The sequence below is a fragment of the Streptomyces sp. RG80 genome, from assembly GCF_040446465.1.
Lineage (GTDB): Bacteria > Actinomycetota > Actinomycetes > Streptomycetales > Streptomycetaceae > Streptomyces.
On the sequence record NZ_JBEAAJ010000006.1, the window covers coordinates 51,965 to 76,155 of the forward strand.

General features: G+C 71.0%; 21 protein-coding genes. 12 read left to right on the plus strand and 9 right to left on the minus strand.

The window, feature by feature from the left end:
• Positions 1-85: 85 nt before the first annotated feature.
• Positions 86-1,249, plus strand: coding sequence for an ROK family transcriptional regulator (locus ABKA17_RS21045; RefSeq protein WP_353693692.1), 1,164 nt, complete (start codon positions 86-88; stop codon positions 1,247-1,249).
• A 137-nt stretch (positions 1,250-1,386) separates the two neighbouring features.
• Positions 1,387-1,551, plus strand: a complete 165-nt coding sequence (locus ABKA17_RS21050) for a hypothetical protein (protein ID WP_353694241.1) — start codon at positions 1,387-1,389, stop codon at positions 1,549-1,551.
• 90 nt (positions 1,552-1,641) lie between these two features.
• On the opposite strand, the gene ABKA17_RS21055 is transcribed toward ABKA17_RS21050, so the two are convergent.
• The 3 genes from ABKA17_RS21055 to ABKA17_RS21065 all read right to left on the minus strand — a co-directional run bounded on the left by ABKA17_RS21055 (position 1,642) and on the right by ABKA17_RS21065 (position 5,006).
• A complete protein-coding gene (locus ABKA17_RS21055; RefSeq protein ID WP_353693693.1) occupies positions 1,642-3,027 on the minus strand; it encodes a S1 family peptidase in 1,386 nt (461 codons plus the stop codon).
• Between the two features lie 97 nt (positions 3,028-3,124).
• Positions 3,125-3,943: an SAM-dependent methyltransferase gene (locus ABKA17_RS21060; RefSeq protein ID WP_353693694.1), complete on the minus strand. Its 819-nt coding sequence runs from the start codon at positions 3,941-3,943 to the stop codon at positions 3,125-3,127.
• A gap of 61 nt (positions 3,944-4,004) precedes the next feature.
• Positions 4,005-5,006 carry a hypothetical protein gene (locus tag ABKA17_RS21065; protein ID WP_353693695.1) on the minus strand — a complete coding sequence of 334 codons (1,002 nt, stop codon included), beginning with the start codon at positions 5,004-5,006 and terminating at the stop codon, positions 4,005-4,007.
• Between the two features lie 119 nt (positions 5,007-5,125).
• Here ABKA17_RS21065 and ABKA17_RS21070 point away from each other — a divergent pair, with 119 nt between their 5' ends.
• Positions 5,126-5,515 carry a PPOX class F420-dependent oxidoreductase gene (locus ABKA17_RS21070; RefSeq protein ID WP_353693696.1) on the plus strand — a complete coding sequence of 130 codons (390 nt, stop codon included), beginning with the start codon at positions 5,126-5,128 and terminating at the stop codon, positions 5,513-5,515.
• 254 nt (positions 5,516-5,769) lie between these two features.
• The gene (locus tag ABKA17_RS21075) at positions 5,770-7,110 is read left to right on the plus strand and encodes a Gfo/Idh/MocA family oxidoreductase (RefSeq protein WP_353693697.1); all 1,341 of its coding nucleotides are present in this window, start codon (positions 5,770-5,772) and stop codon (positions 7,108-7,110) included.
• A gap of 82 nt (positions 7,111-7,192) precedes the next feature.
• On the opposite strand, the gene ABKA17_RS21080 is transcribed toward ABKA17_RS21075, so the two are convergent.
• Positions 7,193-7,606, minus strand: coding sequence for a Zn-ribbon domain-containing OB-fold protein (locus ABKA17_RS21080; RefSeq protein WP_353693698.1), 414 nt, complete (start codon positions 7,604-7,606; stop codon positions 7,193-7,195).
• A gap of 118 nt (positions 7,607-7,724) precedes the next feature.
• Positions 7,725-8,456 carry a TetR family transcriptional regulator gene (locus tag ABKA17_RS21085; protein ID WP_353693699.1) on the minus strand — a complete coding sequence of 244 codons (732 nt, stop codon included), beginning with the start codon at positions 8,454-8,456 and terminating at the stop codon, positions 7,725-7,727.
• Between the two features lie 218 nt (positions 8,457-8,674).
• Here ABKA17_RS21085 and ABKA17_RS21090 point away from each other — a divergent pair, with 218 nt between their 5' ends.
• The 7 genes from ABKA17_RS21090 to ABKA17_RS21120 all read left to right on the plus strand — a co-directional run bounded on the left by ABKA17_RS21090 (position 8,675) and on the right by ABKA17_RS21120 (position 16,724).
• On the plus strand, positions 8,675-9,769 hold the full coding sequence (locus tag ABKA17_RS21090) for a substrate-binding domain-containing protein (RefSeq protein ID WP_353693700.1): 1,095 nt from the start codon (positions 8,675-8,677) through the stop codon (positions 9,767-9,769).
• A 133-nt stretch (positions 9,770-9,902) separates the two neighbouring features.
• The gene (locus tag ABKA17_RS21095) at positions 9,903-11,210 is read left to right on the plus strand and encodes an ABC transporter substrate-binding protein (RefSeq protein ID WP_353693701.1); all 1,308 of its coding nucleotides are present in this window, start codon (positions 9,903-9,905) and stop codon (positions 11,208-11,210) included.
• Between the two features lie 356 nt (positions 11,211-11,566).
• Entirely contained in the window at positions 11,567-12,391 is an 825-nt protein-coding gene (locus ABKA17_RS21100) for a carbohydrate ABC transporter permease (RefSeq protein ID WP_502994351.1), read from the plus strand.
• Positions 12,388-13,311 (plus strand): carbohydrate ABC transporter permease, encoded by a 924-nt coding sequence (locus ABKA17_RS21105; protein WP_353693703.1) that lies wholly within the window; start codon positions 12,388-12,390, stop codon positions 13,309-13,311. The genes ABKA17_RS21100 and ABKA17_RS21105 overlap by 4 nt, the downstream gene beginning before the upstream one ends.
• 62 nt (positions 13,312-13,373) lie before the next feature.
• The gene (locus tag ABKA17_RS21110) at positions 13,374-14,351 is read left to right on the plus strand and encodes a hydroxyacid dehydrogenase (protein WP_353693704.1); all 978 of its coding nucleotides are present in this window, start codon (positions 13,374-13,376) and stop codon (positions 14,349-14,351) included.
• A gap of 26 nt (positions 14,352-14,377) precedes the next feature.
• On the plus strand, positions 14,378-15,823 hold the full coding sequence (locus tag ABKA17_RS21115) for an HAD-IA family hydrolase (protein WP_353693705.1): 1,446 nt from the start codon (positions 14,378-14,380) through the stop codon (positions 15,821-15,823).
• Positions 15,824-15,899: 76 nt separating this feature from the next.
• A complete protein-coding gene (locus tag ABKA17_RS21120; protein ID WP_353693706.1) occupies positions 15,900-16,724 on the plus strand; it encodes an ATP-grasp domain-containing protein in 825 nt (274 codons plus the stop codon).
• Here the strand turns inward: ABKA17_RS21120 and ABKA17_RS21125 are convergent.
• Complete coding sequence (locus ABKA17_RS21125; protein WP_353693707.1) at positions 16,711-19,182, minus strand: polysaccharide lyase 8 family protein; 2,472 nt, start codon at positions 19,180-19,182, stop codon at positions 16,711-16,713. The genes ABKA17_RS21120 and ABKA17_RS21125 overlap by 14 nt on opposite strands.
• Before the next feature lie 170 nt (positions 19,183-19,352).
• Between ABKA17_RS21125 and ABKA17_RS21130 the strand changes: the two genes are divergently transcribed.
• Complete coding sequence (locus ABKA17_RS21130; protein WP_353693708.1) at positions 19,353-19,982, plus strand: peptidoglycan-binding domain-containing protein; 630 nt, start codon at positions 19,353-19,355, stop codon at positions 19,980-19,982.
• Between the two features lie 6 nt (positions 19,983-19,988).
• Here the strand turns inward: ABKA17_RS21130 and ABKA17_RS21135 are convergent, their stop codons facing one another.
• From ABKA17_RS21135 to ABKA17_RS21145, 3 genes are all read right to left on the minus strand, one after another.
• Positions 19,989-22,373, minus strand: a complete 2,385-nt coding sequence (locus tag ABKA17_RS21135; RefSeq protein WP_353693709.1) for a SpoIIE family protein phosphatase — start codon at positions 22,371-22,373, stop codon at positions 19,989-19,991.
• A gap of 76 nt (positions 22,374-22,449) precedes the next feature.
• The gene (locus ABKA17_RS21140; RefSeq protein WP_353693710.1) at positions 22,450-22,830 is read right to left on the minus strand and encodes a hypothetical protein; all 381 of its coding nucleotides are present in this window, start codon (positions 22,828-22,830) and stop codon (positions 22,450-22,452) included.
• A gap of 433 nt (positions 22,831-23,263) precedes the next feature.
• The gene (locus ABKA17_RS21145) at positions 23,264-24,187 is read right to left on the minus strand and encodes a MurR/RpiR family transcriptional regulator (RefSeq protein WP_353693711.1); all 924 of its coding nucleotides are present in this window, start codon (positions 24,185-24,187) and stop codon (positions 23,264-23,266) included.
• Between the last annotated feature and the right edge of the window lie 4 nt (positions 24,188-24,191).

Consider the following 24,191-nt stretch of genomic DNA (forward strand, 5'->3'; position numbering starts at 1 on the left):
CATCTTTTCCAGGCCACCTCCACCGCCTTAGGATGGTCATGTTGCTTTCATCGCGAAAGAAACCTGATGGGGGAGACTGACCTGCATGACCGCAGTAGCCGCCAGCTGGCACCCACTGAGCCCCGGTGAGCGTTCGGTGGCGATCGAGGTGCTCGTCAACGGACCGCTCTCGCGCACCGAACTCGCCCGCCGGCTGGATCTGTCCGCGGGCAGCCTCACCCGGCTGACGAAACCGCTCATCGAGTCGGGCCTGCTGATCGAGGTCCCCGAGGCGGGCGCCCCCGCCGAGGTGCGCACCGGCCGCCCCTCACAGCCCCTCGACGTCGTCGCCGAGTCCCGCTCCTTCATCGGCTTCAAGATCACCGACGACATGGTCTACGGCGTCGTCACCACCCTCAGGAGCGACATCGTCGCCCGCCACGACCGCCCTCTGACCACCCATGACCCGGCCGAGGTCGCCGACCTGCTCGCGGAGATGGCGGCCGAACTCGCCCGGGCCCACGGCTCACGGCTGGCCGGTATCGGCATCGGGGTGGGCGGCCTGGTCCGGGGGCGGGCCGTGGTGGGGGAGTCCCCGTTCCTGCACTGGAAGGACGTCCCGCTGGCCGAACTGGTCGAGGAGCGCACGGGGTTGCCGGTCGTCCTGGAGAACGACGTGGCCGCACTCGTCGAGGCCGAGACCTGGTTCGGCGCCGGTCGCGGACTCGACCGCTTCGTCGTCCTCACCATCGGCGCGGGCCTGGGCTACGGCCTGGTGCTGGGCGGGCACCGGGTGTCCTGCGCCGAGGAGGACCGCGGCTTCGGCCGGCACTGGATCGTCGATCCCAACGGCCCGCTCACCCCCGAGGGAGAACGTGGCAGCGCCGTCTCGTTCCTGACCATCCCCAACATCCGCTACCAGGTGAACGCCGCCAGTGGCCGCGACCACGGCTACGAGGAGATCCTCGCGCTGGCCGCCGCGGGCGAGCCGATGTCCGCCCGGGTCGTCGACGAGGCCGCGCGCGCTCTGGGCACCCTGGTCGCCCAGATCTCCAACTTCGTGATGCCGCAGAAGATCCTGCTCGCCGGTGAAGGCGTCGGTCTGATGGACGTCGCCGGAGAGACCGTGGCCGAGACCGTCCGGGCCGGGAGGCACCCGCTGGCCGCCCCCGTCGACCTGGAGACCAAGGTGTCCGACTTTCACGACTGGGCCCGTGGAGCGGCCGTCCTGGCGATCCAGGTGCTGGTGCTGGGCACAGCGGAAGCGTGAGTTACGCCACGGTCGGGGTGCCCGAACTGCCCGACCTGCCTTGACAGATGGACGTGATCAGTAACACGGTCCGAAATGCCCGAATTACTCGTACTTACTCACGCTGCCTTCACCTCTGTCGTCATATGCTTCACACCATGTCCACCACTGTTGAAACCGCCTTCGATAGGACGGCTGACGAGGTCAACGATGAGATCCGGGCCCTGTGGTTCCGGTCGGGCGGGACACTGAGCGTCGAGCAGCGCGAGGAGTACCAGCGGCTCGTCCTGGAGTGGGCCGCCGCGGCCCCGCAGGAAGCCTGACGCCCCTCACCTCGAAGCTCCACCGACGGCACCCGCTCCTACGGGTGCCTTTTTCATGCCCCGGCCTCCCTCGGCCTCCCTCGGCCTCCCTCACCCCCAGGTGGCCGAGTAGTACCGCTGATACGCCTTGCGGTCCTGCTCCGCACGGATGTACCGCGTCGCCACCAGCGCGATCAGACTGCCCCCGATCACCAGCAGCCCCGGCCCGATGTTCCGGGTGTCCGTGAGCCGGGTCAGCAGCGTCTGCGCGGTCGTGCCGACACTCGTCGCCGGAGCGGAGGAGCCCGGCGAGGCCGCGCCCGGGGCGCCGGCGCCCTGTGTGGCCGACGCGGACGGCGCCGCCGAGGCGCCCTGCTGACCGGCCCCCGCCTGCTGCTGCGAGACGATCATCTGGACGCCGAGCTGCGTCATCGCCTTCGTCACCGGCTGGAAGAACGTCGTCCCGCCCGTCTTGCAGTCACCGCTGCCGCCGGAGGTCACTCCGAGCGCGATCCCCTCGGAGAACATCGGCCCACCGCTGTCCCCCGGCTCCGCGCACACATTCGTCTCGATCAGCCCGGTGACCGTCCCCTCGGGATAGTTCACCGTGGCGTTGAGCGCCGTGACCGTACCGTCGCGCAGCCCGCTCGTACTACCGCTGCGGAACACCCGCTGCCCCACGGTCGGATCGGCGACGCCCGTGATCCGTACACCCTTGCCGTCGCCGATGGCCACCACGTCGGCCCCGTCACCGGCCCGCCCGCCGTCGTACTGGACGAGGGAGAAGTCGGCGCCGGGGAAGTTCTGCTCGATCGTCTTGCCGACCTGCGTGCGGCCCCGGTTGTCCGCGAACCAGACCGAACCCGTGGGACCGCAGTGCCCGGCGGTGAGGATGAAGTCGCTCTGCCCGTTGGTCACGTTGAACCCCGCCGAGCAGCGCCCGCCCGTCGACAGGATCGGCTCCGCCCCGTTGATCCGGGTCGTGAAGGTGCCCTCGGTGCGCTCCATGCGGACGAAACCGCCGATGCCGTCGGCCAGTTCGGTCAGCCGGGACCAGTCGGCGGCCGACACGGTGCTGTCCGCCCGCACCACCACCTCGTTGGTCCGGTAGTCCATGGCCCAGGACGTGCCGGCCACCCGCGGCGCCGAACGCAGCGTCCCCGCCGCCGACTTGAGCTCCTTCATGCTGTGCTGGACCACCTTCGCGGTGGCCCCCGCCCGGCGCACCTCGGCGGCCGCCTTCTCGTCCGTGACCGCGACGACCGGCCGCCCGGCCGAGTCGATCCAGGAGCCCGCCGTACGGGACGAGCCCAGCTGTGACACCAGGTCGGAGCCGGGGTCCGAGGCCGTCGACTGCGCGGTCGTACGCGGCAGGGCCGAGGGAGTCGCGGGTTCGCTCGCCACGGCACGCGTGACCATCGTCCCGCCCAGAAGGAGTCCGCCGACCGCGGCCAGCCGTGTCACTCGCCGGACCACCCGTCGTCGTGCGTGCCTCATGCATGGCTCCCGAACCCCGAACAGCACGGCGTCAACACCGCGTGGCACTCCCGTAGTCGAGCACCCCCCTGTCATACGGGGCCAGGCGCGCCTTTGTTCACCTCTTGCGCCCCACACCGCCGTAGAGGGCCACCTGCTGCGGCTCGGCGCCGCTTCCGCACTCCGGACGCCAGCGCGAACACGACACCACCCCCGGCTCCAGGAGATCGAGTCCGTCGAAGAATCGGGCCACCGCCTCGGGCGTGCGCTGGGTCAGCCGGGGCGTGCCGTGCGCGTTCCAGAACCGCACGGCCTCGTCGACGTCCGGCATCGACGGGTGGACGATCGTGTGCGACAGCACGAGATGGCTGCCGGCGGGCAGCGCGTCCATGAGCCGCCGCACGATGCCGTACGGGTCCTCCTCGTCGCCGACGAAGATGACCACGCCGAGCAGCAGCAGGGCGATGGGCCGCGTGAAGTCCAGGGTGGCGGCGGCCCGTTGAAGGATCCGCTCCACGTTGCGCAGATCCTCGTCGAGGTGGTCGGTCGCACCCTCGGGCGTACTGGTCAGCAGGGCGCGGGCATGGGCCAGGACCAGCGGGTCGTTGTCCACGTAGACGATCCGCGCCTCCGGGGCGAGACGCTGGGCGACCTCGTGGGTGTTGTCCGCGGTGGGCAGCCCGGTGCCGATGTCGAGGAACTGGCGGATCCCGGCCCGCGTGACGAGATGCCGCACCGCCCGGCCCAGGAACAGCCGGTCGGCGCGCGCGTACTCGCCGATGCCCGGGTGCAGTTCACGGATCCGGTCGCCCGCCGCGCGATCGACCTCGTAGTAGTCCCCGCCGCCCAGCCAGTAGTTCCAGATCCGCGCCGTGTGCGGCTGCAGGGTGTTGATCCGCCGGCGCAGTGAAGCGGCGCGGTCCTCGGCGTCCGTCACGGGGTTCGGGTCTCCTGGAATTGCCTGGTGCGATACGGGAAGTGCGACGTCAACCGGCAATCTAGACGGCGGAGTTGATGTTTGTTGAGAGGGCGGACGCAACTTCCGTCAGAGAGACCCGGCTGCGTTCGTCGCCCCACACCGAGGTCGGCCCCACGAACGGCCGCAGCAGCGCGACGAGCTCCGGGTCCGCCCGCCCGTTGAGCTCGTCGGAGGCCAGCTTGCGGGCGATCCCGGCGAGGAAGTCGGCCAGCAGGATCCGCGGGTCCCAGCGAGCCTGCACCAGCTCCAGACCGGCGAACCCGACCCCGGCCCGCACCGACTGCTCCGCGATCCACGCGATACGCGCGTCCGTGAGCATGTTCTGCCGGTCGTGCACCACCCGCACGACCCGCCCGCCCGCACTCCAGTGCGCGACCGTGTGCACGATGGCGGGCAGCAGCGGATTGAGTACGGGGATCAGGGGCGGACCTTCGAGCAGCCGCGCCCGGTAGGCGTCGGCGCGGGGCCGGGCCGCCGCGAGCCGCGCCAGGAGCTCCATGCCGGGATGCGCGCGCCGCAGCTCGTCCACCGTACGGAAGAACCCGTCGACGGGACCGTCCGCCGCCGCCTCGACCCGTACCCGCAACAGCCGGTTGGCCGCGTCCAGGAAGTCCCGCCAGCGCTCCTCGCCGAACGTCCGCCGCCCCTGCCGGTACAGCGTGAGCGCCTCGGTCCCCTCGCCGAGCAGCAGATCCACGGCCCGGTCCACGACGAAGTACGCCTTCTCGGTGAGATGGACATGGGCGTGTCCGTCGATCGGGCCCGAGGGCGAGAGCAGCCACTCCAGGACGTCCCGGTGCTTCTCGCGCAGCAGGTGGTTCGCCTTGTACTCGGTGGCGGGTGAACGGATCCGGTCCCGAACCTCCTGGACGTAGGCGGCGGCCACCTCCATCGGCATGGACACACTGCCGTGCGCGAACACGTCGGTGTTGCCGCCGGTGAGGTTCTCCCCGTCCGACCCCGACTCGTCGCAGACGACCTCCAGCGGAGCCCGCACGCCGTTCTCAGGATTCCAGGTCACTCACAAGCCCCCTGTCCGGTGCGTCACCACCAGCATCCCCCGGGCGGAACCGGAGGTGAATCGAATTGTTCGCGCCCCTGGAAGCACCGGCCCGATGATCCCTGCCTAGACTCCCCGCCATGAGCGACACGCCGCTGGACCGGCTCGGTGCCGGGAAGTACCTGCTGATCACCAGCTATCGCAAGAACGGCAGCCCCGTTCCCACCCCGGTGTGGGTGGTCCGCGACGGGGACACCCTCGGGGTGTGGACGGTCGCCGACTCCTGGAAGGTCAAGCGGATCCGGGCCCGCGCCGACGTCCTCGTCGGCCCCTGCGACCTGCGCGGCAACCCCACCGGCGACCCGGTCCCGGCGACCGCGGAGATCTGCGACGGGGAGACCACCGCCCACTACCGGCGCCTCCTCGCCCGCAAGTACGGCCTGACCGGCCGCCTCTCCCTCCTCGGCAGCCGGTTGCGACGCGGCCTGGACGGCACCGTCGGCATCCGCGTCACCCTGCGCGCGAACTGAACGAGGGGGCACGGACCGGTCGGTCCGTGCCCCCTCCCTCGATAACTATTCGCCGGGCACGGATCAAGGTTCTCTCCTCAAAACCCAGAGCGCAGGCGTCCCGTCGGTCCCGGGAGCCTCTCGCGTCACAGAGGACGGGTGAGAGACGTCTGTGGGTTGTCTGTGCGGAACGACCAGTGGCGCCCGAGCGATGCGATCAAGCCAGCGGAGCCCGCACAGGACTGGTGGCCCCTACGACGGGAAAGGCCCCCACAATGAGCCGAACCCCCCGTCACCGCGCGGTCGTCGTGGGCACCGGGCACCGCGCCCAGTTGTTCACCCGGGCCCTCGCCGCACGCTCGGACCACCGGGTCGCCGCCCTGTGCGACCCCAACCCGACCCGGATGGCCTTCCACAACCGGCTGCTGGCCGAGGCAGGCGAGCCCACCGCCTCCCAATGGGAACCCGACCGCTTCGCCGACCTGCTGATCAAGGAGGACATCGACGAGGTCGTCGTCACCACTGTCGACGCGGCCCACGATCACTACATCGTCCCCGCCCTCGAGGCGGGCTGCCGCGTGGTCACCGAGAAACCGATGACCATCGACGCGGAACGCTGCGCGCGCATCCTGGACACGGTCCGCGAGACCGGCAACACCCTGAGCGTCGCCTTCAACTACCGCTTCAACCCCGTGCACGAGAAGGTGCGCGCCCTGCTCGCCGAGGGCGCGATCGGCGAGGTCGTCTCCGTCCACTTCGAATGGCTCCTCGACGTCCGCCACGGTGCCGACTACTTCCGCCGCTGGCACCGGGACAAGCTCAGCAGCGGCGGCCTCATGGTGCACAAGTCGAGCCACCACTTCGACCTGGTCAACTGGTGGCTCGCCGACCTGCCGCACGAGGTCTTCGGCTACGGCCGACTCGCCTTCTACGGCCGTGAGGCGGGCGAGCGCCACGGGCTGCGCCGCGACTACGAGCGGGCCCACGGCGCCGAGCCGGCCGCGGACGACCCCTTCGCCCTCGACCTGGCGGCCGACGACACCTTGCGCGCTCTCTATCTGGACGCCGAGCGGGACGACGGCTACGTCCGCGACCGCAACGTCTTCGGAGAGCCCGTGACCATCGAGGACGACATGGCGGTCCTGGTGCGCTACGCGCGGGGCACGACGATGACGTACCACCTCACGGCCTACTCCCCGTGGGAGGGCTACCGGGTCATGTTCAACGGCAGCGCCGGGCGGCTCGAACTCGAGGTGGAGGAGAGCCGCTGGCAGCGGCCGGCGACGCGGATCACCTCCGGTACCGGAGCGCTGCACGGGGACACGGCCGCCGAGCACGCCGGGGGAGCGCGGCTCGTCCTGCGGCCGCTGTGGAAGCCGCCGGTGGAGGTTCCGCTCGTCACCGCCCACGAGGCGCACGGCGGTGGGGATCCCCGGATGCTGGACGCGCTCTTCGGTCCGGTGGACGCGGGTGCGACGGCCGGTCCGGCGGCGCGGCCCACGGCCACCGAGCGGGACGGCGCCCTCGCGCTGGGCGTGGGGCTCGCCGCCAACCGGTGCTTCGAGACGGGGCGGCCCGTGGCCGTGCGGGCGCTGATCAGCGGGGTGTGGGACTGAAGGGACGGTGCGGCGGGGGAGGGGGTGGGGTGAGGAGACGGTGGGGCGGTCGCCCCGTCAGCTCCAGGCGCCGCGGCGTTCGTCAGCTCCAGGCGCGGCAGGGCTCGTCGAGAAGCTGGAAGACGGGCTCGCCGCGCACCGGGTCCTTGGCCGCGGACAGCCGGACCCGGCCCCCGCTGTGGATGCTGATGAGCGGACCCATCACCCGGCCGCGCACGACGAATCCCTCGGCCATCTCGATCATCGACACATTGCGCGCGGCGGGGGTGTTGCGGTGCACGACCGTGGAGTGCCGGACGATTCCCACGCCCTCGCTGCGCTCGGTGCGCAGGTCGCTGCCCTGACAGACCGGACACAGCAGCCGCTGGTACATCGCGGTGCCGCACCAGGTGCAGCGCTGGAAGTGCATGGCATCGGAGCCCGGGGCCGAGGGTTCGAGGAGGCCCGCCGCCGAGCCGAATCCCTGACGGGCAACGCTTGTCGAGTGGTGGTACACGCTGGTCAACTCCCTGCGCTTGGCCGGAATCCCTCATGCGCGGTTCGCTGTGCCACCGTGCACGCCCTCAATGTATGACACTCAGTGCCATGCGTAAAGGTACTGCGTACCCTGAATTTCAGTTCCTCGACCCGTCCTCGCCGAGCGTGGCCTCGATCTCCTGGACGACCCGCCACATCGGTGCCCCGCGCCGGGACACGACCACCACGACGTCCTCGGGGCGCTCGGAAGGCGCGCCGAACGCGGACCGGACATAGCCCAGCGCGTGGTCCATCTCCGTGCCCACGTCACCCTCGCCGTCCGACCGCAGCCAGGACCGCAGCGCGTTGTTGTGGGCGGCCGCGACGGCCGCCGCGACCACGTCGGCCCGCAGCGAGCCGTCGCGCCGCCCCGCGAGCCGCCCGCGGAGGTACTCGACGAACGCGCGCTCGTACCGCCACACCACCGACAGCTCGTAGGCGCGCAGCCCCGGGACCTGCTTGGTGAGCCGATAGCGCTGCACCGAGAAGGCCGGGTTCTCGGTGTACATCCGCAGCACCAGCCGGACCGCGTCACAGACCCGCTGCACCGGCTCGTCCGTGTCGTCCCCGGCGGCGAGGAACGCCGTCACGTCGGCCAGGCAGCCCTCGTGGTCGGGGAAGACCACGTCCTCCTTGGAGGGGAAGTAGCGGAAGAACGACCGGCGCCCGACCCCGGCGAGGGCCACGATGTCGTCGACCGTGGTCTGCTCGTACCCCCGCTCCGTGAATAGCTGGAAAGCGGCCGCGACCAGGGCGTCCCGCATGGGCGGCTTGGCGGACGCCGCTTCCGTCTTCTCACCGCGGCGGGGGGCCGCACTGCTGGAGCTCATGGACGGGAACGTAGCACCGGAGCGGCGCGGATGGCACTCAGTGCGTTCTTGTGGGGGACTGAGTGCTGCCGCTGGTCCGGGAGCGGTCGACGGCAGCCGCTGCGATCGTATTGATCGTAAGTGATCGATACGATTGTGGGCGTAGAGTGAGCGATTCGGGATCACGCTCCGCGTCGGCCCGCAGATCGTTCGTCCGGACCTCGCCCCAGGGGGATTCCATGCGGCTCCATGTCGACCAGCGTCATGAGCGGGTGCTCGAACTAGTGCGGGAGCGGGGCAGCCTCCGGGTCGCCGAACTCGCCGCCGAACTCGGGGTCTCCGCGGTCACCCTGCGGCGCGACGTGGAGGCGCTGGCGGCGCAGGGCCGGGTGCAGCGACTGCACGGTGCGGTGGTGTGGCCGGGGGAGGAGCAGGCCGAGGTGCGGGAGCGGCCGGACTCCGCCGAGGGGGTGGTGATCGGAATGATCGTGCCGACCACGAACTACATCTTCGTCGACGTCGTGCGAGCGGCTCGCGAAGCGGTCGCGGCGCAGGGGGGCCGTCTCGTCCTCGGAGTCACCGGATATGTGGACGCCGAGGATGCGGTGCAGGCCGAGCACCTGGTCGCGGGTGGGGCGGAGGGGCTGCTCGTCGCGCCCAGCTGGTTCGGCGGCGTCCCCGCGGACGGCCAGGAGAAGTGGCTGTTCGAGCACGATGTGCCCGCCGTCCTGGTCGAACGCTCGGCGCCCCCCGGCAACCCCGCGGCCGGCCTGGACCGGGTGCGGACCGACCGCGCGCACGGTGCCGCCGTCGCCGTCGGCCACTTCGCCTCGCTCGGCCACCGCAAGGTCACCGCTGTGATGCAGGAGGGGCCGCACGCGACGCAGATCGCCGCCGGGTTCCAGGCGGCCGTGCAGGCCCTGGGGCTCGACGTCGACACGACCGCCCCCAACGTGCGTGAGCACGGCGACTACGAGGCGAGCGTCGACTATCTGGTCGAGGCGGTGCGCGAGCGCGGCGTCACGGCGGCGCTGGTGCACAGCGACGAGGACGCGATCGTCCTGGTGCCCCGCCTCCAGGCCCGTGGCATCCGGGTGCCGGACGACCTGGCGCTCATCGCCTATGAGGACCAGGTCGCCGGCCTCGCCGACGTCCCGCTCACCGCCGTGGCGCCGCCGATGCGAGCGGTCGGGGAGCAGGCCGCCAGGCTGCTGCTGGAAAGAGTCGCGGAGCGCAAGGCCGGGCGGCGGTCGGAACCGCGTCAACACCTCGACCTGCTGCCCGAGTTGATGATCCGCTCGTCCTGCGGAGGCGCCGCGTCGGCGAACCGATAACTGAACGATCGATTCATGAGCGTTGAACGATCGTTTTGATTGTCTTGCGCGAACGCTCTTGACTCCGATCGTGTGCGCGCAAAAGATGTCCTCCGACCGCCTCTGCCCGTACGAGGTCTCGTAGGAGCCGTACATGACGCGCACTTCACGTTCGTTCCGCACCGCAGCCGTAGCCGCCGTCGCAGCGCTGGGTCTGTTCGCCACCGCCTGTGGCGGCGACGGCGACACGTCCGGCTCCGCGTCCGACGGCAAGCCGGTCACGCTGAAGTACTGGACCTGGACACTCGGCGCGAAGTCGACCGTCGAGGCGTTCAACAGAACGCACAAGGACATCAAGGTCGAGTTCACCGAGATACCGAGCGGCACCGAGGGCTACAGCAAGCTCGCCAACGCGGTGAAGGCCGGCAACGCGCCCGACGTGGCCACGATCGAGTACCAGATGGTCCCCGAGTTCGCGAGCCAGGGAAACCTGATCGATCTGAGCGAGTACGCCGGTGAAACGGTCAAGTCGAAGTTCCCGGAGTCCATCCAGAGCCTCGTGACCTTCGGCGGCAAGACGTGGACGGTTCCGTACGATGTCGCGCCGCAGCTGTACTACTACCGCACCGACCTGTTCAAGAAGTACGGCATCGAAGTCCCCAGGACCTGGGACGAGTTCAGGACCGTCGCCGAGAAGGTCAGGAAGGAGGACGACGACGTCCGACTGGCCTCGATGCCCAAGAGCGACCCGGCGCTGCTGGCCGCGCTGTCCTGGCAGGCCGGCGGAACCTGGTTCGCCACCGAGGGCGACGCGTGGAAGCCCGGCGTGAACGACGCCGAGACCAAGAAGGTCGCCGCCTACTGGGACGGCCTGATCAAGGACGACCTCGTCCAGACCTTCACCGGGTGGAGTCCCGAGGAGACCAAGGCCCGCGCCTCCGGCAAGACGCTCTCCTTCCTCGGCGCCTCCTGGTCCGCGGGCGGCATGAAGACCTCCATGCCCGACCTCTCCGGCAAGTGGGCCGCCGCTCCCATGCCCAACTGGGGCACCGCCGCGAGCGGCAACTACGGCGGCACCTCCTACGGCGTCCTCAAGGGCAGCGACCACGCCGAGGCCGCCGCCGAGTTCATCACCTGGCTCACGACGGACAAGGCCGGAGTCGAGGCCCGGCTCGCCGACCTGGAGTCGCCCAGCAGTGCCCTGCCCGCCAACCCCCAGATGCGCGAGGTGGCGGCCGCCAGGTTCGACACCGCGTACCTGAACGGCCAGGACCTCTACGCGCTCGCCTCCGAGCAGGTCGACACGATCGTGCCCGGCTGGACCTGGGGCCCGAACCAGATGGACGTCTACACCGCCGTCCAGGACGCCACCGCCAAGTCCGGCTTCACATCGGGCGTCGACGCGGGACAGGAGAAGGCGGAGTCCGGCATCACGGAACGCGGCCTGAAGCTCGCGAAGTAGCGCCGAGGTACCGCAGCGCCGCTCCGCACCGCCACTCCGACCGCGTGCCGCACGGGGCCGTGTCCCACCGTCGACACGGCCCCGCACCCCGGCACCCCCGCCAGCCCGGTGCACGGCGTGCCCTCGCCCGCCCTCCCACCGCCGCCCGCCAAGGAGCCCCTGTGGCACTCTCCTCCGCCCGAACCACTGCCCGAACCGTCGCCCGTACCGCCGGCCGCAGCACGGGCCGACCCGCGAGCCGACCCGCCGCGCCCCGGCCCCCGGACCGGTCGCCCGGCGTCTCCAGGCTCCGGCGCAGCCGGCGTCGTACCGCGGCGGTCCTCATCGTTCCGTTCTTCGTCCTGTTCGCCGCGGTCATGGCGGCGCCCATCGGCTACGCGGTGTGGATGAGCCTGTTCCAGGAGAAGTCCTCGGGACTCGGCTTCGGCGGCACCGAACGTGTCTTCGCGGGTTTCGGCAACTACGCCAACGCCCTGGGCGACGCCGGGTTCCGCAGCTCCTTCGCGCACATCGCGCTCTACTGCGCCCTCTACATCCCGGTGATGATCGGCGGCTCGCTCGCCCTCGCGCTCCTCGTCGACTCCACGCTCGCCCGCGCCAAGCGCTTCTTCCAGCTCGCCCTGTTCCTGCCGCACGCGATCCCCGGACTGATCGCCTCGATCATCTGGATCTACCTCTACACCCCGGGCCTGAGCCCGGTGATCGACTGGATCGGCGCGCTCGGCGGCTCCTGGAACTTCTACCGCGACGACCATGTGCTCGCGTCGATGGTCAACCTGTGCGCCTGGCAGTGGATGGGCTACAACATGGTCATCTTCTACGCCGCCCTCCAGGCCGTGCCCCGTGAAGTGATCGAGGCGGCCGTCGTGGACGGTGCCGGAGCCTTCCGTACGGCCTTGCAGATCAAGGTGCCGATGATCGCCTCCGCGGTCGTCATGACCGTGTTGTTCACCTGCGTCGGCGCGATCCAGATCTTCACCGAGCCGAAGCTCCTCAACCAGCGGGGCGCGCCCTCCATCGACACCGAGTGGTCGCCCACCCTGTTCATCTGGAAGGCCGGTTTCGTGCAGCACGACTACGGTCTGGCCGCCGCCGCGTCCCTGCTGCTCGCCGCGCTCGGCGTGGCTCTCTCCTATCTCGTCACCCGGCTCGGCAACCGGTGGAAGGCGGCCACGTCATGAGCACCCTCACCCACGACACCGCCCCCGCCGCCCGCCACGAGACGGACCCCGGCGCCACCGAGCGCGCCTATCGCCGCAGCTCGGCGGGCACCCTGCTGTCCAAGGGTGCCGTCAACGGTCTCCTCCTCGTCGCCGCGTTCTACACCCTCATGCCGGTCAGCTGGCTGCTGTTCGCCGCCACCAAGAACCACCGCGACCTCTTCGCCACCTCCGGGTTCGCCTTCGGCGACTTCAACCTCTTCGCGAACCTCCGGGCCGTCCTCACCTTCAACGACGGCATCTATCTGCGCTGGTTCGGCAACAGCGTCCTGTACTCCGTCGTCGGCTCCGCCGCCTCCACGCTCCTGTGCGTCGCCACCGGTTACGCCTTCGACAAGTACGACTTCAGGGGAAAGGAGAAGCTCTTCGGCCTGGTGCTCGGCGGCGTCCTCGTCCCCACCACGGTCATCCAGCTGCCGATGTACCTCCTCGCCACCAAGGCGGGGGTCGTCAACACCTACTGGGCGCTGCTGCTGCCCGCCCTCGTCAACCCCTTCGGCGTCTACCTCGCCCGCGTCTTCTCTGAGGGCTACGTGCCGAACGAGGTGCTGGAGGCGGCCCGTGTCGACGGGGCCGGTGAACTGGGCATGTTCGCCCGGATCGCGCTGCCCATGCTGGCCCCTGGCTTCATGACGATCTTCCTGTTCTCGTTCACCGCGAGCTGGAACAACTTCTTCGGCGCCCTCGTCATGCTCAACGACGACCGGCTCTACCCGGTCAACCTGGGGCTGTTCATGTGGAACAGCAACACCGCACAGCAGCCCGAGTTCTACTCGCTCGTCATCACGGGCTCTCTCGTCGCCGTCGTCCCGCTGATCGTCGCGTTCGTCTGCCTCCAGCGCTTCTGGCGCTCCGGCCTGACCGCCGGCGCCGTCAAGTGACGCCGCCCGCCCCGGAAGGCACCCCCCTGAACAGCATCCACACGCCGTCGACCCTCCTCGTCATGGGCGCCGGCATCCACCGGCGCCTCCTGGCCGAGGGCGCCCTCGAGCGGCTGCACTCCGTCGCCCGCGTCGACACGGCCACCGCCGTCACCGACCTCACGACCGCCGACGCCCGCCAACTCGCCGAGACCGAGATCCTCTTCACCCACTGGGGCGCACCGGAACTCACCGAGGAGACCCTGCACCGGCTGCCCCGCCTCCGCGCGGTCGTCCACGCGGCCGGCTCCGTCAAGCACCATGTCACCGACGCGGTCTGGCGGCGCGGCATCGCGGTCTCCTCAGCTGCCGCCGCCAACGCCGTGCCGGTCGCCGAATTCACCCTGGCCGCCATCCTGTTCGCGAACAAACGCGTCCTCGACGTCGCCCGTCTCTACGCCACCACCCGCACCCGACCCGACCTGCTCCCCTACTACAGCGGCCACGGCAACTACCGTCGTACGGTCGGTGTCGTCGGCGCCTCCCGCATCGGCCGCCGCGTCCTCGACCTGCTCCGCCCGCACGACCTGGACGTCCTCCTGTACGACCCGTACGTCGACGCATCTCAGGCCAGAGCCCTCGGCGCGGAACCGGTCGGCCTCGACGAACTCGCCCGCCGCAGCGACGTGGTCTCCGTCCACGCCCCCCAACTCCCCGAGACCCGCCACATGTTCGACGCCCGCCGTATCGCCCGCCTCAAGGACGGCGCCACGCTGATCAACACCGCGCGCGGCTCCCTGGTCGACACCGACGCCCTCACCGAACACCTGGTCAGGGGCCGGATCCACGCCGTTCTCGACGTCACGGAACCGGACCTGCCGCCCGCCGACTCGCCGCTCTACACGCTGGCCAACGTGCTGCTCACCCCGCACATCGCCGGTTCCCTCGGCAACGAGCTGCACCGGATGACCGATTGGGCCGTCGACGAGGTCGCCCGGTACGCGCAAGGCTTGCCGTTCGCCCACCAGGTCGGGTCCGAGGAACTGTCGCGCTCGGCCTGAACACCGCCCGGCCGAAAGGAGATCCAGTGCAGGATCGTGTCCTCGTCGTCGGCATCGACGGCGTACGCCTCGACGTACTGCGCCGCCTGCCCACGCCGCACCTCGACGCCCTGGCCGCCGACGGTTTCCTCACCCCCGTCGAGGTGGACGCGGGCACCCCGACCATGTCGGGCCCGTGCTGGGCGACCATCGTCACCGGGGTGTCGGTGACCAAGCACGGGGTGTGGAGCAACAACTTCACCGGCCACCGGCTCGATGTCTTCCCCGACTTCGCCACCCGCCTCGCCGAGAAGGACGGCCGCCGCACCTTCGTCGCCGCAGGCTGGTCACCCCTCATGCAGGTCCGCAACGGCGGCCCCCTCTTCCGCGCCCCGTCCCGGTCCCTCTACATCGCGCCCACCGAGGACACGCCCGAGGCCTGGGAGGAGTGCGACGAGCAGATCACCACGGAGTCCGCGCGCATCCTCGCCGAGGAGGACGCCGAGGCGTCGTTCGTCTACCTCGGCGCACCCGACGAGACGGCGCACTTCCTGGGCTGCGGCGAGGAGTACGCCACCTCGATCCACCGGGCCGACGCCCGCCTCGGCACACTGCTGGCGGCGGTGCGTTCCCGGCCCTCGTACGCCGATGAGCGCTGGACCGTGCTCGTCGTCACGGACCACGGTCATGCCGACGGGGGCGGCCACGGCGGCCGTACGGCCGAGGAGCGCACGGCGTGGCTGACCGCGGCCGGTCCGGGCATCGGGACGGCCCCGCCCGTGGTCCGCCACGTCGACATCGCCGCCCAGGCGCTCGTCTCCGCGGGGCGCCATCCCGACCGGCACTGGTCGCTGGACGGCCGCCCCTTCGCCGCCCGCCCGCACGCCGTGCTCCTCGACATGGACGGCACCCTCGTCGACACCGAGTCGCTGTGGCTGCGCACGGTTCGTGAGACCGTTCCCGACGTCGACGTCTCCCATGTCCTCGGGCGCTCGGTCGCCGACACGACCGCGCACCTGCGCACACGCACCGACGCCGACCCGCGGGCACTCGCCGCCGAACTGGAGGCGCGCTTCCTCGCCGCCGTACAGCAGGAGGCCGTCCCCTTGCCGGGCGCGCTCGACCTGCTGGACCTCCTCGCGGAGTCCGGCATCCCCGCGGCCCTGGTCTCCGCCTCCTCGCGCCCCGTCGTGGACGCGGTCCTCGGCGTACTGGGCGCCCACCGCTTCCGTACGACGGTCGCCGAAGGCGAGACACCCCGCACCAAGCCCGCCTCGGATCCCTACCTCGCGGCGGCCCGCGCGCTCGGCGTCGACCCGGGGGCCTGTCTCGCGGTGGAGGACTCACCCGTCGGCGTCAGAGCCGCCGAGGCGGCGGGCTGCCGGGTGCTCGCCGTCCCCTCGTACGCGCCCGTCGAACCCGCGCCGTGCCGGACCGTGCGCCCCGACCTGAAGGGAATCGACCTCCGGGAGCTTTGGGCGGCGGGACTGTGACACCGTAGATCGGCATTTTGTTCGAGGAAACACCTGCCGCATACGATCGCTGCTCCCCGCCGCCGAGGAGTTCCGCATGCCCCGCATCCTGTACGTCACCGACCTGGCCTACCAGGCACGCGGGCGCCGGTACTGCGACGAGGACATCTTCCTCACCTCACGGCTGCGCGAGGACTTCGACCTGGCCCTGTGCGGCCCGCGGAACGCGGCGGCGTTGATGGACGCCTTCGACGCTGTCGTCGTCCGCAACAGCGGGCCTGTCCTGACCTACCAGGACGCCTATGACGACTTCCGCGAGCGGGCGATCTCGACGGGCGCGCGCGTCTACAACCCGCTGTCCGGCAGGGGTGACATGGCGGGCAAGCAGTATCTGCTCGACCTGAGCGCGGCGGGGTACCCCGTGATCCCCACGGTCGACAACGTCGACGACCTGCACCGGCTGCCCGAGACGGACCGGTATGTCGTCAAGCCGAAGCTCGGCGCCGACTCGATGGGGCTGGAGATCGTGACCGGGGACCGGGTGCGCGACCTCGTGGCCGAGGACGTCCTCGTCCAGCCGTGCGTCGACTTCGCCTACGAGGTGTCCTTCTACTTCGTCGACCACGACTTCCGGTACGCCCTGTACGCACCGCACCCTGACCGGCGCTGGCAGCTGGAACCGTACGAACCCACCGACGCCGACCTCGAGTTCGCCCGTCGGTTCGTCGACTGGAACACCATCGACCACGGCATCCAGCGCGTCGACGCCTGCCGTGCGCCCGACGGCGAACTGCTGCTCGTCGAGCTGGAGGACCTGAACCCGTATCTGTCCCTGGACGCGCTGGGCGAGGAGGGCAGGGACGCCTTCGTCGTGGCGATGAAGGCGTCCCTGCACCGGTTCCTGGACCTCATCCCAGCCTGACGGTGATCTTCTGCGTGGCGCCCGCCGTCGCGGTCAGGTCGCCGAAGGTCAGCCGAAGCGCGGAGCCCGTGCTCGTCGAGGTCACCGTGGACGGCTTCGACACCACCGAGGACACCGCCCGGTTCCAGGTGAGGGTGAGGCCGGTGTTCATCCGCTTGGGGTCGCTGACGCAGATCGCCGCCGTCCCGTCGCTGCTCTCGCTGATCGTCACGGAACAGGGATCGCTCGCGACGAGGCTCCCGACCGTGCCCCCGAACCAGAAGTTGACGCCGGTGAAGCCCAACGAGGGCACGGACACACCCTGTTGGTCGTCGGTGTTGGCGAGGACGGTCAGCCAGGTCGTGGCGGCGGCCCGCGCCTGGGTCTGCGCGGCCGTGGCGCCCGGCAGGAGCAGACAGGCGTAGGTGCCGTTCGTCGGATCGGTGCCGTGGTCGACGTACATCGTCAGGTACTTGCGATTGAGGACGGTGCTGGAGCCGCCCTTGTTGATGGCGCTCCAGGTGCCGTCGCGCGAGTCGCGCAGGGCCTTCACGGTCGCGCCGCCGGGGAAGACGTAGCCGCCCATGCCGCCGATGTGCGCCCAGCTCGCGCCGGTGAGCGTCTCGGACCAGGGGTAGGTGGTCGGCTTGGTGGTGCCGTCGACGGTGAAGGAGTGGCCGCCGGTGGGGCCGAGGTTGCGGTTCTCGATCGTCGACTCCACGGTCGTGCCGTCGGTGCATTTGATGCCGGCGCCGAGGCAGACGATCGAGTCGTCCAGACAGAACCACGACTTCTTCGCCAGCAGCGTGGACTGAAGGCCCTTGAGGTACTGGCCGATCGCGGCCCGCCGGCCGTCCGTGGCCCCGCCCACCCAGTTCACGTCCGGCAGGGAGGCACCCCAGTCACCGCCCGCCGCGTCCGCCAGCACCTTGCGCGAGACGGTGGTGCCGGGCAGCCGGTACGGGTCGACGGTGGGCCAGAAGGCGTCGCTGTACTGGCCGTTGGCGTAGGTGTCGCCCCACCAGTAGAGCATTCCGGAACCCGTGTGCCAGCCGCGCAGGTTCTCGCCGTTGCCGGTCTCGTAGTACGTGATCCGCCGGTCCGCCATGCTGATCGACGCCGCCCAGCCGGGCCGTCGGTGGGTGGCCCGCGCCATGTTGGTGAAGAGGCGGTGGCCGGTCGGCTCGGGGATGGCGGTCACGGTCGTGTCGTCCAGGACGCTCTTGAGGCGGGCCAGACTCGTCAGGCCGAGAACCGGGTCGGTCAACGGCGGGCTGTAGTAGTCCCGTTGGGCCCAGCCCTTCACCAGTCCGCGCCAGCGGGCGTTCTCCGTCGCGCTCGCGCCCTGACCGAGCAGCACGATCGAGGCGAGGATCGCATGACCACGCAGATGGTCGTCCTGCTGGAGCTGCTTGGGGTCGGTCGCGGACAGGCCCCGGCTGATCGCGCGGCCGGACACCCCGTCCATCACGAGCCCGTTGAACAGGAACGGCGCCCACGCGTTCTCCACGGCGTCGAACACGATCTGCCGGTTCGGGTCGGTGACCGCCCAGCTCGACCCGGCGAGCAGCGCGAACAGCATGCCCAGCCCGCCGAGCATGACCGAACCGTAGGAGCCCGTGTACGGCACGGTCGTGTGCTGGATGAACGACCCGTCGGAGTAGAGACCGTCGCCGCCGCTCACATACGGGAAGACGGGGGAGAGGGCGTCCCTGGCCAGCGCGACCTTCGCGGACGAACCGCCGACGATCCCGCGCAGCGCCAGGACCCGGCACAGGTCGACCCGGTTCGCGCCGGTGCTGGTGCCGGAGTAGTTCGCGACGGCCGAGTCCGGCACGAAGTGGTCCACGGCGGCGACCTGGTCGGCGAGCTGGGCCGCCGACAACTGGTCGTACATCAGCACGCACACGTCCAACAGGGCCTGCGGGGCGCCGATCTGCCAGCTGTACCAGTTGCCGTAGCGCGGCTGGGCGGCGTTGTAGACCTCGGTGTGCAGGTGGCCGAGGCCGGTGAGGATCGCGGTCCGCAGACCCGCGTCGCCGGTCAGCCCCGTGCCCTGCCGGCAGTACGCCTGGGCGAGGGTGCTCAGCCGGTTGTAGCTCGCGTTCATGTTGCCCGAGTAGCCGTACGACTCCTGGTCGGTGTCGGGCTCCGGATCCGCGTACACCAGATCCGGCCAGAGCGAACCGGAGGCCGGTGCCATGGAGGACCGCAACTGGGCCGCGGTGGTGCCGAGTTCGGTGAGCCGGCTCTTGAACGGTTCGGCGGTGGGGCTGAAGCCCTCACCGAGGATCAGGGTGCGCCACCTCGCCCGCAGCGTCGTGAACTCGTCGGCCTCCGAGGCCTGGACAGCCTGGACGGCCCGCACGGACTGGAGGGCGGACAGCGGGGCGGCACTCGACCGCGCGGGGAGACCGACAGCTGCGGCGGTACTGGTGCTTGCGGCCAGAAAGCCGCGGCGTGACCAACGAGTCGTCATGACGGCGGTTTCTAGCACGTCATCGATCAAACGCTCAATAGGACATCCCAAAGTGAGCATATCGATCGTTTGACGTGGAGCGGATGCGCTGAACTCACCGGGCCATGGCCGCGTATCACTCCGCGAGGGGGCGGGACCGCCTCTCGCCCATGGGACGGAAGGAGAGCGAGATGCCGATAGGGCCGCCCGAGCGCGGGCAGCGGCAGGATCCGCTGCCGCTGGAACCGATCCGGGTCCTGCGGCCCCGCCGGACCGACGCGCTGGCGGAACTCTTCAGGGAGCCGCCGCAGGACAGCCGCGGGTACGAGTCCGTGGTGATGCCACGACGGCTGTCCGACGAGGACGAGACCCAGGAACTGCCGCCCGTCCCCGCCCACTACGGCCGCAGCCCCTTCGGGTTCGGCTCCGGTCTGCGCCGGGCCGCCGTCGTGGTCGGCGTGAGCGCGGCGGCGCTCGTCGGCTTCGGCTGCGCCCTCCTGCTCCCCGGCCGCGGCGACGCCACCGCCGCGTCCCCGCCCGCTCCATCCGCCAGCCCCACCCCCACGGCGACCCCCTCGGCCGCCGACCCCGACGGCCCCGGCACCCTGCGCGAAGGGGACAGCGGCCCCGAGGTGACCGACCTCCAGCAACGCCTGCTGCGCATCCCCGACGTCTACGACAACGGCTCCACCGGCGGCACCTACGACGCCGTACTCACCGAGGCGGTGGCCCGGTTCCAGCTCTGGTACGGCATCCGGGGCGACGAGACCGGCGTCTACGGCGACGACACCCGCGCCGACCTGGAGTCCCGCACGGGCTGACCGGGGTCAGGGGGCGTCCGGGAACTCCTCGATCGGCACGCGGATGTCGACGACGCACACGTCGTCCCGCCGTTCTCCGTCGAGCAGGTCCGCAAGCATCGGGCCCAGCGCGCCGGGCTCGTCGGAGCGATGGCTCAGCGCGGCCTCGGCCAGTCGCGTAAGGCCCCGGTCGATGCCCTCCGTCGGCCGCTCGACCAGCCCGTCCGTGTACAGCAGAAGCCGATCGCCGGGCTCCAGACGGCACTCCGCCTCGGTGAAGTGGGGCGAGGCACTCGCGCCGAGCAGCATGCCGCTCGGCCGGTCCAGGTAGCGAGCCTCACCGTCGCGCAGCAGCAGCGGCGGTGGATGTCCGGCCTGCGCCCACACCAGGCGGTGCTCGTCCTGGTCGTAGCGGGCCAGGACCATGGTGGCCGTGCCGTGCGAGTCACGGGAGTGCAGCAGCAGCGTGTTCAGCCTGGCCAGCGCGCCGGTCAGCGAGGAGCCCGTGATGACCATGCCCTTGGCGGTGAAGCGGAGCTGGGCCATGGTGGCGACGGCGTCGATGCCGTGCCCGGCGACATCGCCGACCACGAACAGGGCGTCGCCGTCGGGCAGTTCGATGGCGCTGAACCAGTCGCCGCCGACGTGGATCCCGGACTGCGCGGGCAGATAGGTGATCCCGACCTGTAGCCCGGCCAGCCGCTGGGGCTTGGTGGGCAGGGGCAGCAGCGCGTGCTGGAGCCGCGCGGCCAGTGTCCGCTCTGCGCGCAGGATGTCGTGCTGGGTCACGATCGCCTGTTCGCTCTCGACGAGGGCGAGTTCGGCGCTGCGCTGCGCGGTCAGGTCCTGGAGGAAGCCGTGCACCTCGACGGGCGTGCCGTGGATGTCCGTGACCGCCTCGGCGACGAACCGCAGATGACGGACCCCGTCCGCCGCCCTGACCCGGAACGGCAGGGCGCAGGGCCGTCCGCGACGCGCGAGGTCCCCGACCGCCCGGGTCAGGGCGGGCAGGTCCTCGGGCAGGGTGAGGTCCGGCAGGGCGGTGATCCGGACCGGGCCGTCGGCAGGATCCCGGCCGAGGACGGCGTAGACCTGGGACGACCAGGTGACCTCGTGGGTGATGAGGTTCCAGTTCGCCCAGCCGAGGTTGCCCAGCCGCTGGACGTCCGCGAGTCGCTGTTCCTGCCGGTCCGAGGGGTCGTGCCGGATCCAGCTGAGCGCGAGCCGGCCGCCCAGTCTCGCCACTCGTACGGAGTACATGGACAGTTCGGCGACGCCCGCCACCATCGCCTGCTGCGCGAAGGGTTCGCCCTCGTAGAGCTCCCCGGTGGTCAGGGTGCGCAGGCAGCCCTGCCACAGGGGCTGCTCGTCCGAGAGCGTCGGGAAGCACTCCAGAAGCCGCAGCCCGACGAGGTCACGGCCGGTGCGGCCGAGCAGGTCGAAGGCCTCCTCGGTGGCGGCGCAGACGCGGTAGTCCTCGATGTCTCCGGTGGGCGTGCGCAGCGGGCTGAGCAGCACCGTCGCGCCCGGCAGCGTGTCCAGCACCTGCTGTACGGCGGCCGCGGCGTCGTCGGCGTCCGGTTCGCGCGGCGGGTCGAAGGCGCGCAGCCGGCCGGCGCAGAGCTGGGCGACGGCCAGCAGATGTTCGCGGGTGCGTGGGGTGAACGGCCCGGCCTCGGTGCGCAGCACGCCGATGCAGACGTCGGCCGAGTCCTGGACGACGACGGGCAGCCAGGCGCGGGACAGCCAGCGCTCGGGGGGATCCCCGATCAGCAGGTACCGCTTGCGGTCCGCCTCGACGTCCTCCAGCCAGCGCGGTTCCAGGGTCCGGAGCGACTCCATCGCGGCGATCCCGCTCAGCGGTGGCACCTGGCGCCACTGGGCGGCCAGGGTGTCGTCGATGCCCGCGTGCCCGATGAGTTCGAGGCCCCCGGCGGGCAGCCTTGCGAAGATCATGACGGCGTCGACGCCCGCCCCCGGCGACAGGTGCTCCAGCAGACACCGGGCGAGGTCCTGGGGTGTGCCGACGCGGACCAGGGCCTTGCCGAGGCGGCCCAGGCCGGGGGGCCGCTGCTCGGCGGTGTCCCGCGCGGAGGGTGTGGTCGTGCTCCGGTCGGGGGCGTGCTGTCCGGCGTGCTGGAGGGGCGGTACCAGGCCGCCCAGGGTGATCCAGCACTCCTCCAGCAGCGTGTGGTGCGCCGCCTTGGCGCGCTGGAGCAGTTCCTCCCCGGCGGCGTCCGGGGAGCATCCGGTCAGTGCCATCACGGCGCCCTTGGCCCGCTCCACGACGGCCGAGGTCGCTGCCTGGTCGCGCAGCCGGTCCAGCTCGGCGCGCTGGCGGGCGACGATCTTGGCCAGTGCGACCGTGTCGGGGGCACCGGGATCCCCTGGGCTGGCGGGCTCGCTCGTCACGGGACGAGCATCGCACACCGGGAGCGCCTCGATCTCAGCCTTGTCAGGACCGGTTTCACTCGAAAGCGCGCGGTGGTCAGCGCCCGGCGTGGTGATCGACGAGGGCCTGGGAGACCGCCCGTACGCTGCGCGCGATGTGCTGGAGCTGAAGGACCTCCGCCGCGTACAGCTTGATGGTGTGTTCGATGACCGACTCCGGCAGTCCGAGCCCCGGCAGGTCGGCGCGCGCCGTCTGGAGGGCGGTGCGGGCGATCCGGATCTCCTGCTGGACCTGGATGTGCGCGTGCCGGGCCAGCAGCACGGGGTGGCGGATCAGCGCCGGGTAGCTGGCGTAGCGGGCCGGCACCAGTTCGCGCAGCCACTTGGCGGCCGAGCGCTCCCAGTCGTAGCTGCCGGGCGTCTTGACCTGGCAGGGCCAGTCCGGGCTGATGCGCGTGGTCGTCAGAGTCATGGACATCTCTTCCGGGTGTGCGGCGTCAGGAGGGGTTGGTCCGACGGTTGTGGGCGGCCCCGGTCTAGGGGATGACCGGGGCCGCCACGGGCGCTCGCCGAGGCGACGCCCGATCGAACATCCGAAGGGCCGACGCGGGTAGGTGACGGCGGCTTCGGGTGTTCGCGCAGGGGCCCGGGACGGCAGACGGTGCCCGCGCGGCGAGTGGTGCAGCGTGCGCATGGGCGGACCGTCGGCTTTCTGCGGGCGATTGCGAGGGGAGGGGACGGGGGTGCGGAACCAGTCCCGGGGGCGGCCCGGGGCGATCCGTGAGCAGTATTTATATATGCCGACCGGTTTGCAAGACGTATGAAAACATTCATGCGGGATATGAGCGGATTGATCCCTTTGTGATGTGGTTCGTCGGGTGTGGCCGGAGTGGGCCTGAGGTGGTGCGGTGTCAGTCGCGCAGGAAGAACTGGTGCTGGTCGGAGATCTGCTCGTAGTCCTCGAGCCGGGCCTGGGTCCGCTCGGGGTCGGCGTCGGTCATGGCCTGGAGCAGCGCGGCGGCCATCACGCCGGGGGCGGCGTAGGAGTCGAAGACCAGGCGGGAGCCGGTGCCGGTGGCGAAGACGACGTCCGCCTCGTCGGCGACCGGGCCGAGCGCCAGGTCGGTGATGAGCGCGACGCGCAGACCCGCGCTGCGTGCGACCCGTACCGCGGTGAGGGTCTCCTGCGCGTGCCGGGGCATCGAGAACGCCAGCACCCAGGTGCCCCCCGCCTCACGCGACTGCAGGAGCGCGTCGTAGGCGACGCTGCCGCCCAGCGTCACCAGCCGTACGTCGGGGTGGACCCGGCGCGCGGCGTACGCGAAGTACTCCGCCAACGACACCGAGATGCGCAGCCCGAGCACCGTCAGCGGGGTCGACTCCGACAACTTGCGGCCGATGGCGATGACCTGGTCGGGGTCGGCGAAGTCGCGCCGCAGGTTCTCCAGGTTCTCGATCTCGGCGTCGACCGCGGCCTGCAGTTCGTTGCCGCTGTTGTCCTCGGCCGCCGCGGGTCCGCCCGCCAGGGTGCCGAGCGCGATCGACTGGAGCTTCTCCCTGAGCGCGGGGTAGCCGCTGAAGCCCACCGCCGCCGCGAACCGGGTCACCGAAGGCTGGCTGACGCCGACGCGCTCGGCGAGATCGGTGATCGAAAGGAAGGCCGCCTCGGTGATGTGCTCGATCAGGTACTGGGCGATGCGGCGCTGTCCTGGGGAGAGTCGCGGCCGGTCGAAGAGGGCCCTGAGCTGGGAGGTCGGTGAGACCTCGGCCTCCGGAACCGATTTGCCCGAGGTGATCGCGGATGCCTGCGCGCGTGCCTGCTGCGGCGATGGCACGGGT

What these genes read in the sequence shown, in the direction of transcription:
- ABKA17_RS21045 (WP_353693692.1), top strand. Translation starts at nt 86, where the DNA reads ATGACCGCAGTAGCCGCCAGCTGGCACCCACTGAGCCCCGGTGAGCGT.
- ABKA17_RS21050 (WP_353694241.1), top strand. Translation starts at nt 1,387, where the DNA reads ATGTCCACCACTGTTGAAACCGCCTTCGATAGGACGGCTGACGAGGTC.
- ABKA17_RS21055 (WP_353693693.1), bottom strand. Translation starts at nt 3,027, where the DNA reads ATGAGGCACGCACGACGACGGGTGGTCCGGCGAGTGACACGGCTGGCC.
- ABKA17_RS21070 (WP_353693696.1), top strand. Translation starts at nt 5,126, where the DNA reads ATGAGCGACACGCCGCTGGACCGGCTCGGTGCCGGGAAGTACCTGCTG.
- ABKA17_RS21075 (WP_353693697.1), top strand. Translation starts at nt 5,770, where the DNA reads ATGAGCCGAACCCCCCGTCACCGCGCGGTCGTCGTGGGCACCGGGCAC.
- ABKA17_RS21085 (WP_353693699.1), bottom strand. Translation starts at nt 8,456, where the DNA reads ATGAGCTCCAGCAGTGCGGCCCCCCGCCGCGGTGAGAAGACGGAAGCG.
- ABKA17_RS21090 (WP_353693700.1), top strand. Translation starts at nt 8,675, where the DNA reads ATGCGGCTCCATGTCGACCAGCGTCATGAGCGGGTGCTCGAACTAGTG.
- ABKA17_RS21095 (WP_353693701.1), top strand. Translation starts at nt 9,903, where the DNA reads ATGACGCGCACTTCACGTTCGTTCCGCACCGCAGCCGTAGCCGCCGTC.
- ABKA17_RS21100 (WP_502994351.1), top strand. Translation starts at nt 11,567, where the DNA reads ATGGCGGCGCCCATCGGCTACGCGGTGTGGATGAGCCTGTTCCAGGAG.
- ABKA17_RS21105 (WP_353693703.1), top strand. Translation starts at nt 12,388, where the DNA reads ATGAGCACCCTCACCCACGACACCGCCCCCGCCGCCCGCCACGAGACG.
- ABKA17_RS21110 (WP_353693704.1), top strand. Translation starts at nt 13,374, where the DNA reads ATGGGCGCCGGCATCCACCGGCGCCTCCTGGCCGAGGGCGCCCTCGAG.
- ABKA17_RS21120 (WP_353693706.1), top strand. Translation starts at nt 15,900, where the DNA reads ATGCCCCGCATCCTGTACGTCACCGACCTGGCCTACCAGGCACGCGGG.
- ABKA17_RS21125 (WP_353693707.1), bottom strand. Translation starts at nt 19,182, where the DNA reads ATGACGACTCGTTGGTCACGCCGCGGCTTTCTGGCCGCAAGCACCAGT.
- ABKA17_RS21130 (WP_353693708.1), top strand. Translation starts at nt 19,353, where the DNA reads ATGCCGATAGGGCCGCCCGAGCGCGGGCAGCGGCAGGATCCGCTGCCG.
- ABKA17_RS21140 (WP_353693710.1), bottom strand. Translation starts at nt 22,830, where the DNA reads ATGTCCATGACTCTGACGACCACGCGCATCAGCCCGGACTGGCCCTGC.